Below are 10093 nucleotides of genomic sequence, written 5' to 3'. Positions count from 1 at the left end.
CGAAATCGAATTCTAACGAATTACCGATTTCTGTCCCACTCTCACTTTTTTATTTTGCTTGATTTTCGACATAAAAGGCAATGACATCCGAAGTGTACTGGGCTGTACCAGCGCCAAACTTGTCGATGTTTTCCTTGAATTCTGGATTATAGGCATAGCCTTTGCCGATATGGCCAAAAACCTCTATAGAGCAGTCAAATCCATACGTTCGAATCGCGTCTAAAAGTTTGGCTGCTTCTTCTTGATTTTCCGATGCTGTTACTGGCAAACCAGCCTGGAAGTTTTTCGCCAAGACTTGGAAGACTTGATTAAAGGCTCTTGTCGCCTCCTCTTCTCGACCTTTTTGGCGTTCAAGCGCTTGGTCCATGACTTCTTGACCGTACTTGTTTACCGCCTCTTGATGGTATTTTTTAGTATCTTGGTAGCTAAATCCAGTAAATTTTTCCTCAATGGTCATTTTTCTTTCTCCTTTTTGTTCCTGAATGGTTTTTTGCAAGGTGGAAATCAAGGTATCCAGGCGTTGCCTTTCTTGAGTCAAATAGTCCAACTGTTTGGTCAAATGGGGCAATAAGTTAGATTTTTCTTCGGCTAAGAGTTCTGCTATTTGGTCTAAGGAAAACCCTAGATACTTATAGTAGAGAATCACCTGTAATCGTTCTAAATCTTCTTGACTGTATGTCCGATAGCCATTTTCAGATTTCACAGGGACGAGAAGTCCTATCTTGTCATAGTGGTGCAAGGTCTTGACAGAGACACCTGACAGCTCTGCAGCTTCTTTGATATGGTACATGATTTCCTCCTTACAAAGATAGTATAATCCCTCCCCTTAGGTCAGAGTCAAGACTTAACATAAAAATAGTTTTCAGATAAAAAAGGGTTGAGTTGTCTACAGTTTTTAACTCAAACCCTTTCTTTTTATGGATGACTTACGATCAATTCTAAACCTTGCCCTTCCAAAGTCCAGGATTCAACATCGCTCGGTAAGATAAAGTGGCTTCCTTTTTGAATAGGATAATCCTTCCCATCTACCTGTAGACTGCCTTGCCCTGAGAGAACGCTCAACAAGCTATAATCATGGGTCTTTTCAAATCGAACTTCCCCATTGACTACCCACTTGTGAACACCAAAGAAGTCATTGGCTACTAACAAAGTCGATGACAAGTGATCCACTTTTTCCTCAACTGGTCGGCTATTTGCTGGTGCCCCTAAGTTCAGCACATCAATGGACTGTTCAATGTGCAACTCACGTAAATTTCCTTGATCATCTTTGCGATCAAAGTCGTAAACTCGATATGTCGTGTCGCTTGATTGCTGGGTTTCCAAGATTAAGATACCCGAACCGATGGCATGCATGGTTCCACTTGGCACATAGAAGAAATCTCCCGCTTTCACAGGAACCCGCGCTAACAGATCATCCCATTCTTTGCCTTCGATCATTTGGCGCAATTCTTCCTTAGACTGGGCGTGGTGACCATAGATAATCTCTGCCCCTTCATCAGCGGCAATAATATACCAGCATTCAGTTTTCCCAAGTTCTCCTTCATGCTCCATTCCATAGGCATCATCTGGGTGAACCTGAACACTCAGCCAGTCATTAGCATCTAGAATCTTTGTCAACAAAGGAAAGACCGGTTCTGGTCGATTCCCAAACAATTCGCGATGCTCTGCATATAGTTGGTCTAAGCCCATTCCAGCATAAGGTCCATTCTTAACAACAGAAACACCATGTGGATGGGCCGAAATAGCCCAGTATTCACCAACATGATCGCTCGGAATTTCATAGCCAAACTCATCTCGTAATCTAGTTCCACCCCAAATTTTTTCCTGCATAACTGATTGTAAAAATAGCGGTTGTGACATACCTGCCTCCATATATCCTTGTATTCAATACCTTATTATACCAAATTCCACTTGTTTTTGAAAGCCCTGCCAAGCTCTTTAGCCCCTTTTTAATTTTTTGCACGTTTTTCGCATTTTTACCGGCTTTCCGCTATAATAGGAATATGAACCTCAAAGAATCCATTATCGAATTGGCTCACTCCATTGGTATTTCAAAAATTGGCTTTACCACTGCGGATGATTTTTCCTATTTAGAAAAATCCCTCCGCCTAGCTGTGGAAGAAGGCCGAAATTCTGGTTTTGAGCACAAAAATATTGAAGAACGAATCCAACCACGCTTAAGTTTAGCTTCTGCTAAAACGATTATTTCCATTGCCGTTGCCTATCCCCACAAGTTAAAACAACAACCTCAGAAGACGGCCTATAAACGCGGAAAATTCACCCCCAATAGCTGGGGCCTTGATTATCACTATGTCTTGCAGGATAAATTAGACCGCCTAGCACGAGGGATTGAAGAATTAACCGCCGACTTCGAATACAAGGGTATGGTGGATACCGGTGCCTTAGTGGATACCGCAGTTGCTCAACGAGCTGGGATTGGCTTTATCGGAAAGAACGGCCTCGTCATCTCAAAAGAATACGGTTCTTATATGTTTTTAGGGGAGCTCATCACCAACCTAGAGATTGAGCCCGATCAAGCCGTTGACTATGGTTGCGGAGATTGTAACCGCTGTGTAGAAGCCTGCCCGACTTCTTGTTTAATCGGAGATGGCTCTATGAATGCCCGACGTTGCCTTTCCTTTCAGACCCAAGACAAGGGGATGATGGATCTGGAATTCCGTAAAAAGATTAAAACGGTCATCTACGGTTGTGATATCTGTCAAATCTGTTGCCCCTACAATCGTGGTCTGGACAATCCATTAGCCACTGATATCGATCCTGAACTAGCTCATCCAGAATTAATCCCCTTTATTGAGTTATCCAATGGACAATTCAAGGAAAAATTTGGAATGGTCGCTGGTAGTTGGCGGGGAAAGAATATTCTCCAGCGCAATGCTATCATTGCTTTGGCCAATGCTAATGACCGGTCTGCTATTCCTAAACTGTTAGAAATCATCGAAACCTCGCAAAACCAGATTCATATTGCAACAGCCATTTGGTCACTGGGAGAGCTTATTCGAGAAGTCACACCTGACTTGGTTGATTTGTTAACTTCCCTCAAAAACCCAACTCCAGCTATTATAGAAGAACGTGAACGGTTCTTCCAAAAATTCCAATACCAAAACTCACATAATTAAAAACTGCCTAACAAACTTAGGCAGTTTTTAATCATTTCTTTCTTCTCTCATACAGCCTCTCTCAGAAAATTCCTAATAGAGAAAAACTGACAATTCCCCATAGGAGTGCAACGACAAATCCGACTACGACATCACGGACAAAATGGAGTCCTGCCAGAACACGAACTCCTGCCAATAGCAGAGCCAAGAAGAGACCTATGCTCGATAGAAGAGGATTCACTCCCCAGGCTACTGTCGAAATGATTACCGCCGAAAAGACATGCCGACTTGGCATGGAACTCCCCTTGCCTTCTCTCTCTAAAAGAGGCGGAAATGCGCCAAGCTCATAAGGACGGGGCCAATTGATTGCTTTTCGAATGACACTCAGTAATATAAAGCCAGACGCCGGAACCAACAGATAGCCAAGAACAACCCAAATCTCGGAAGCTTTCAGATAAGCTGCCCAAAGAACATAAAAATAAAGGAGTGGCATCAGCAGGGTGACAAGGCGGTTGACCCACTTTAATAAAGAAAGATAATAGGGATGGGACACCAAAAATGGTCTAACCCGTTCATAGAACAAATATTCTTTATTCATCAACAATTTCTCTTCGATCGATTCCTTAACAAGTAGCAACTGGACCTAGATCAAAATCCCTTCCAGGTGATCTAGCTCATGCTGGCAAATTTGGGCCGCAAAACCTTCTAAGCTTATGAGCTGAGGCTTCCAATTCATGTCGCGGTAGGAGACTTGAATCTTTTCAAAGCGGCTCGTTTTTCGGCTCCCTGCCAAAGAAAGGCACCGCTCTTCTGTCTCATAAACTCCTTCTTTCTTGACTAGAACAGGGTTAAAGAGAACCAAGGGCATCAAACCAAATTGGATAATGATCAATCGCTTGCGTACCCCAATCATATTAGCCACCATACCAACACAGGAATCCTGGTGAGCTCGTAAGGTATCTTGTAAATCCTGCGCCAAATACAAATCTTCTTTTGTCGCTTCTTCAGACACTTGACTCAAAAAGAAGGGATCCTTCATAATGGCTTTTTCCATCTTTTCTCCTCTCTTGCTTAAAAAAGAGAAGGTCATTCATCCATCTTCCCGACGAAGAACTCCCTCCCCTAGCATTTCATGCTTTTTGTTGTTTCAGCCTTACCTGATTAGTCTTTTTTGCTGACTTGTTTTGCTAAGACAAAGTTACCCAAGGTTGCTGAACCATTTCCAGCTACCGCAGGAGTCACGATGTAGTCACGAACATCTGGAACTGGTAAGTAGCCGTTCAATAATACTGTGAATTTTTCACGAACGCGATCCAACATGTGCTGTTGTGCCATCACTCCTCCACCAAATACAATCACATCTGGGCGGAAGGTTACAGTCGCATTAACAGCAGCTTGAGCAATATAGTAGGCTTGGATATCCCATACAGAGCTATTGAGCTCGATATTTTCCCCACGAATACCAGTACGAGCTTCCAGGCTTGGACCAGCCGCAAGACCTTCTAAACAGCCTCTGTGGAATGGACACACACCGTTAAATTCTTTTTCAACATCCATTGGGTGTTTGGCAACATAGTAATGGCCCATCTCAGGATGTCCTACTCCACCAATGAATTCACCACGCTGGATGACACCTGCACCAATTCCTGTACCGATTGTGTAGTAGACTAAGTTTTCAATCCGTGCACCCGCATTATTACGAGCGACAACTTCACCATATGCTGAGCTATTTACATCCGTTGTAAAGTAAATCGGTACATTTAATGCACGACGGAAAGCACCTACCACATCAATATTCGCCCAATGGGGTTTGGGAGTTGTTGTAATAAAACCATATGTTTTTGAATTTTTATCAATGTCAATCGGTCCAAATGAACCAATTGCTAAACCAGCAAGAGTTTCAAATTTAGAGAAAAACTCAATACATTTATCAAGGGTTTCAATAGGGGTTGTTGTTGGAAACTGTGTTTTTTCAATGACGTTATTATTTTCGTCACCTACAGCACAAACAAACTTTGTTCCACCAGCTTCAAGACTTCCATATAATTTAGTCATATCAATCCTCTTCTTCAATTCTCTTTTTTTCTATTATATCATAAAGGAAAACGGTTCACTTCTATTCCTTAAAGAAAAAACTACTCTTATTTATGTTTCAACATTAGGTGAGAAACTTTTTTATTCCAAACCTCATCTCCAAACAAAATTCAAGGACTGGAGGATACCCTAACCAGTCCTTGAGCAATCATATTTTAAATTATGCTTTTACTTCAATAATCGCATCGCCTTTAGCAACTGCACCAGTAGCTACTGGAGTTACTGAAGCATAGTCAGCTGTGTTTGTGACGATGACCATTGTTGTATCATCCAGACCAGCTGCTGCAATTTTAGCAGAATCAAATGTTCCAAGAACATCACCAGCTTTAACCTTGTCACCTTGTGCAACTTTTTGCTCAAAACCGTCACCATTCATTGAAACAGTATCAATCCCAACGTGAATCAAGATTTCAGCACCATTCGCTGTCTTCAAACCGAAGGCATGTCCAGTTGCAAAAGCAATCGTTACTTCAGCATCTGCAGGAGCATAAACGACACCTTCAGATGGCTTCACTGCAATCCCTTGACCCATAGCACCGCTTGAGAATACAGGGTCATTCACATTTTCTAAAGCAACAGCTTGCCCAACGATTGGAGAGATGATGGTTTCATCTTGAAGAGATGCTGGAACAGTTCCAGTCACAGCTTCCTCAACAAAACGATCTGTTGTAGCACTTTCAGTTACAGTTGCAGGTTCTTCATCTTCAAAACCAAACATGTAAGTAAGAGCAAAACCAAGTGCAAATGATACTGCAACCATAAGCAAGTATGGGAAGAGTTGACCATTACCAATGTAAAGCATTGTACCTGGGATAATAGTGATACCATTACCAGTACCAGCAAGGCCAAGAAGTGAAGCCAATCCACCACCGATAGCACCAGCGATTAATGAAAGGAAGAATGGTTTACGGAAACGCAAGTTCACCCCGAAGATCGCAGGCTCAGTAATACCTAAGAAGGCAGAAAGAGCAGCCGGGAAAGCCAAAGCTTTCAATTTAGGATTTTTAGTTTTCACACCAACCGCTACAGTAGCAGCACCTTGAGCAGTCATGGCAGCTGTGATGATAGCATTAAATGGGTTGGCATGGTCAGCAGCAAGCAACTGCACTTCAAGCAAGTTAAAGATATGGTGAACACCAGATACGACGATCAATTGGTGAACGCCACCGATGAGCAATCCGCCAAGACCTAATGGTAAGCTAAGGATTGCTTTTGTACCAATTAAGATATAAGTTTCAACTACGTGAAAGACTGGACCAATAACAAAGAGTCCAAGAATAGACATTACAAAGAGGGTTACGAATGGTGTTACCAAAAGATCAAGAACATCTGGAACAACTTTTCGAAGTGATTTCTCAAATTTCGCACCAAGGACCCCGATAATAAAGGCTGGAAGAACAGATCCTTGCAACCCTACGACTGGAATAAAGCCGAAGAATTTCATAGCAGTCACTTCACCACCGGATGCAACAGCCCAGGCATTTGGAAGCGAACCAGAAACAAGCATCATACCAAGAACGATACCAACCGCTGGGTTCCCACCAAAGACACGGAAGGTTGACCAAACGACAAGACCTGGCAAGATGATAAAGGCCGTATCTGTCAAGATTTGAGTATAAGTCGTAACATCTTCTGGAAGAGTCACACCAAGGGCATTCAAGAGTCCACGGACACCCATGAAGAGACCTGTCGCAACAATAACTGGGATGATTGGTACAAAGACATCACCAAATGTACGGATAGCCCGTTGGAACCAATTTCCTTGCTTAGCAGCTTCTGCTTTCATTTCAGCCTTTGTAGATGTTGGTAAACCAAGAGCTACTACTTCATCATAAATCTTATTCACAGTACCAGTACCAAAGATGATTTGGTATTGACCTGAGTTAAAGAAAGCACCTTGTACTTTTTCAATGTTTTCGACAGCATCTTTGTCGACTTTCGCTTCATCTTTCACCATCACACGAAGACGAGTTGCACAGTGAGCAACACTGTTGACGTTCTCAACTCCACCAATCGCATCGATGACTTTTTTTGCAATTTCTGTATTTGACATTTGCAAAAATCTCCTTATTTTTTATTGTTTTGAAAACGGTTCACCCGTCTCTACGCATTTAATTGTACCACGTATTAAGAATATGTCAACCGTTTTGCAGAAAGTTTTTGGTATTTATTTGCAATTTTTGATAGTTTGAAAGAATCTCTTTTTATTTTCATTTAGACAAACGTCCTTCCACTATGTACTGTAGACCTTATCCAGTTTTTGGATTTTCAAAAACTTTCATTTTTTCATTTGTTTTCATAAACCATATCTAGCCTTCACTCCGATTTTTTATGATAAACGTTTGACATTTTTTCTCAATTCTTTGGCCAAAGTCTTGCTTTTTTTTATAGAAATCGGTACTATGGAAGTAAGAAAAATTTTGGAGGAGTCAAATGGAATGGACAACAGAACTTCGGTACAAACGGTATGAAGACTGGACCGGAGAAGAAAAGAAACAAATAAAAGATAATATGGCTAATTCTCCTTGGCATACTCATTACCATGTCGAACCCAAAACCGGCCTTTTAAATGACCCGAATGGTTTCTCCTATTTTAATGGTAAATGGATTCTTTTTTACCAGAATTTTCCCTTTGGAGCCGCTCACGGATTGAAGTCTTGGGTACAACTGGAAAGTGATGATTTAGTTCATTTTAAAGAAACTGGTCTTAAGGTTTTACCAGACACACCTTTAGATAGCCATGGAGCCTATTCTGGTTCGGCTATGCAATTCGATGACAAACTTTTCTTATTCTATACAGGAAATGTACGAGACGAGAACTGGATCCGTCATCCCTACCAAATCGGAGCTCTCTTAGACCAGGATGGAAACCTCGAAAAAATCGACCAAATCCTCATTGATCAACCAGAGGATGCTACCGATCATTTCCGCGACCCACAGATTTTTAAATTCAAAGATCAATACTATGCCATCGTCGGGGGTCAAGACCTTGAGAAAAAAGGATTCGTTCGCCTTTACAAAGCGGTGAATAACGATTATACCAACTGGGTTGAAGTAGGCGATCTTGATTTCAACAATGATCGTACAGCTTATATGATGGAGTGTCCTAACTTGGTCTTCGTCGGCGAGCAACCTGTCCTTCTTTATTGCCCTCAAGGTTTGGACAAAGCAGTCCTCGACTACGACAATATCTACCCAAATATGTATAAGATTGGGGCTTCTTTTGATCCTGAACAAGCTCGTCTCGTTGACGTATCTGAATTGCACAACTTGGACTACGGCTTCGAAGCCTATGCAACTCAAGGCTTCAACACTCCTGATGGAAGAGCCTTAACAGTTAGCTGGTTAGGTTTACCAGATGTCGCATACCCATCCGATCGCTATGACCACCAAGGAGCCTTCTCTTTGGTCAAAGAGCTAACCATTCAGGACGGTAAACTTTATCAATATCCGGTCGAAGCTGTAAAAGAGCTCCGCTCCACTTCTTCCGAGTTTACAAACAAGGAAACAACCAATAATAGCTACGAGTTAGAATTAGCCTTTGAAGCCAATAGCAAAAGTGAGATTGTTCTCCTAGCTGATAAAGAAGGCAAAGGACTTTCTATTACTTTTGATATTGCAAATGGCCAAGTCATTGTCGACCGTAGCCAAGCTGGCGAACAGTATGCCCAAGAGTTTGGAACTACTCGTACTTGCCCGATCGAAAATCAAGCGACAACTGCTACAATTTTCATCGATAACTCGATTTTTGAAATCTTTATCAACAAAGGAGAAAAGGTATTCTCTGGTCGCGTCTTCCCGCATGCTGATCAAACTGGTATTTTGATCAAATCCGGAACACCTACTGGAACATACTACGAACTAGACTATGGTCGCAAAGCTCACTGATGTCGCCAAATTAGCTGGCGTCAGCCCCACGACAGTTTCACGAGTCATTAACAAAAAGGGCTATTTATCTGAAAAAACTGTCTCAAAAGTTAAAGAGGCCATGAGAGAATTGGGCTACAAGCCGAATACGATCGCTCGGAGCCTACAAGGAAAATCAGCCAAGTTAATCGGCTTAATCTTCCCAAAAATCAGCCATGTCTTCTATGCAGAATTAATCGATAAACTGGAAGAAGAACTGTTTAAACATGGGTATAAAACCATTATTTGTAATAGCGAGCATGATTCGGAAAAAGAACGTGAATACATCGAAATGCTAGAAGCCAATCAAGTAGATGGGATTATTTCTGGTAGTCATAATCTGGGAATTGAAGACTATAACCGGGTCACAGCTCCTATTATCGCCTTTGACCGGAACCTCTCCCCTGAGATTCCGGTCGTCTCGTCGGATAACTACGCTGGGGGCGTTCTCGCTGCGGAAACCCTTGCCAAGACAGGGGCAAAAAAGATTATCATGCTCACAGGGAATGATAACTCCAATTCCCCTACTGGCCTCCGGCATGCTGGCTTTGCTTCCGTCCTACCAGAAGCACAAATTATCAATGTTTCCAGTGATTATTCACCCATTCGCAAAGAAATGGAAATCAAGTCCATCTTGACCCAGCAAAAACCGGATGCCATCTTTGCGTCTGACGATCTAACGGCTATTTTGGTGATGAAAATCGCTGACGAACTCGGCATTGCCATTCCAGAAGACCTGAAGATCATTGGCTATGACGGGACCTACTTTATCGAAAATTATTTCCCCCGTCTCACCACCATCAAGCAACCCTTACAGGAAATTGCTCGCCTGACGGTCGACCTTCTTCTTCAAAAAATCGAAGGAAAAGACGTAAAAACAACAGGCTATTTTCTCCCAGTGAGTGTTTTACCTGGCAAAAGTGTTTAAAAGAGAGTGGGACAGAAATCGGTAATTCGTTAGAATTCGATTTCGTCGT

General features: G+C 42.1%; 9 protein-coding genes. 3 read left to right on the top strand and 6 right to left on the bottom strand.

Annotated elements, in window-relative coordinates:
- Window positions 1-49: 49 nt before the first annotated feature.
- Window positions 50-790, bottom strand: a complete 741-nt coding sequence (locus tag ADF75_RS08450; RefSeq protein WP_048789806.1) for a MerR family transcriptional regulator — start codon at window positions 788-790, stop codon at window positions 50-52.
- Between the two features lie 125 nt (window positions 791-915).
- Window positions 916-1860, bottom strand: a complete 945-nt coding sequence (gene manA, locus ADF75_RS08445; protein ID WP_048789805.1) for a mannose-6-phosphate isomerase, class I — start codon at window positions 1858-1860, stop codon at window positions 916-918.
- A gap of 143 nt (window positions 1861-2003) precedes the next feature.
- Between manA and queG the strand changes: the two genes are divergently transcribed.
- Window positions 2004-3137 (top strand): tRNA epoxyqueuosine(34) reductase QueG, encoded by a 1134-nt coding sequence (queG, locus tag ADF75_RS08440; RefSeq protein ID WP_048789804.1) that lies wholly within the window; start codon window positions 2004-2006, stop codon window positions 3135-3137.
- A gap of 61 nt (window positions 3138-3198) precedes the next feature.
- Here queG and ADF75_RS08435 read toward each other — a convergent pair whose 3' ends face one another.
- From ADF75_RS08435 to ADF75_RS08420, 4 genes are all read right to left on the bottom strand, one after another.
- Window positions 3199-3714 (bottom strand): phosphatase PAP2 family protein, encoded by a 516-nt coding sequence (locus ADF75_RS08435; protein WP_048789803.1) that lies wholly within the window; start codon window positions 3712-3714, stop codon window positions 3199-3201.
- 45 nt (window positions 3715-3759) lie between these two features.
- A complete protein-coding gene (locus ADF75_RS08430; RefSeq protein WP_048789802.1) occupies window positions 3760-4170 on the bottom strand; it encodes a peptide deformylase in 411 nt (136 codons plus the stop codon).
- 107 nt (window positions 4171-4277) lie between these two features.
- Window positions 4278-5171 (bottom strand): fructokinase ScrK, encoded by an 894-nt coding sequence (gene scrK / locus ADF75_RS08425; protein WP_006595692.1) that lies wholly within the window; start codon window positions 5169-5171, stop codon window positions 4278-4280.
- A gap of 199 nt (window positions 5172-5370) precedes the next feature.
- On the bottom strand, window positions 5371-7263 hold the full coding sequence (locus tag ADF75_RS08420) for a sucrose-specific PTS transporter subunit IIBC (protein WP_048789801.1): 1893 nt from the start codon (window positions 7261-7263) through the stop codon (window positions 5371-5373).
- A gap of 380 nt (window positions 7264-7643) precedes the next feature.
- Here ADF75_RS08420 and ADF75_RS08415 point away from each other — a divergent pair, with 380 nt between their 5' ends.
- Entirely contained in the window at window positions 7644-9098 is a 1455-nt protein-coding gene (locus ADF75_RS08415; RefSeq protein ID WP_048789800.1) for a sucrose-6-phosphate hydrolase, read from the top strand.
- Complete coding sequence (locus ADF75_RS08410; RefSeq protein ID WP_048716431.1) at window positions 9079-10044, top strand: LacI family DNA-binding transcriptional regulator; 966 nt, start codon at window positions 9079-9081, stop codon at window positions 10042-10044. The genes ADF75_RS08415 and ADF75_RS08410 overlap by 20 nt, the downstream gene beginning before the upstream one ends.
- Window positions 10045-10093 lie beyond the last annotated feature (49 nt).

It is taken from the genome of Streptococcus sp. 1171_SSPC, from assembly GCF_001069335.1.
Lineage (GTDB): Bacteria > Bacillota > Bacilli > Lactobacillales > Streptococcaceae > Streptococcus > Streptococcus xiaochunlingii.
This window is presented reverse-complemented; position numbering and strand designations above follow the sequence as displayed.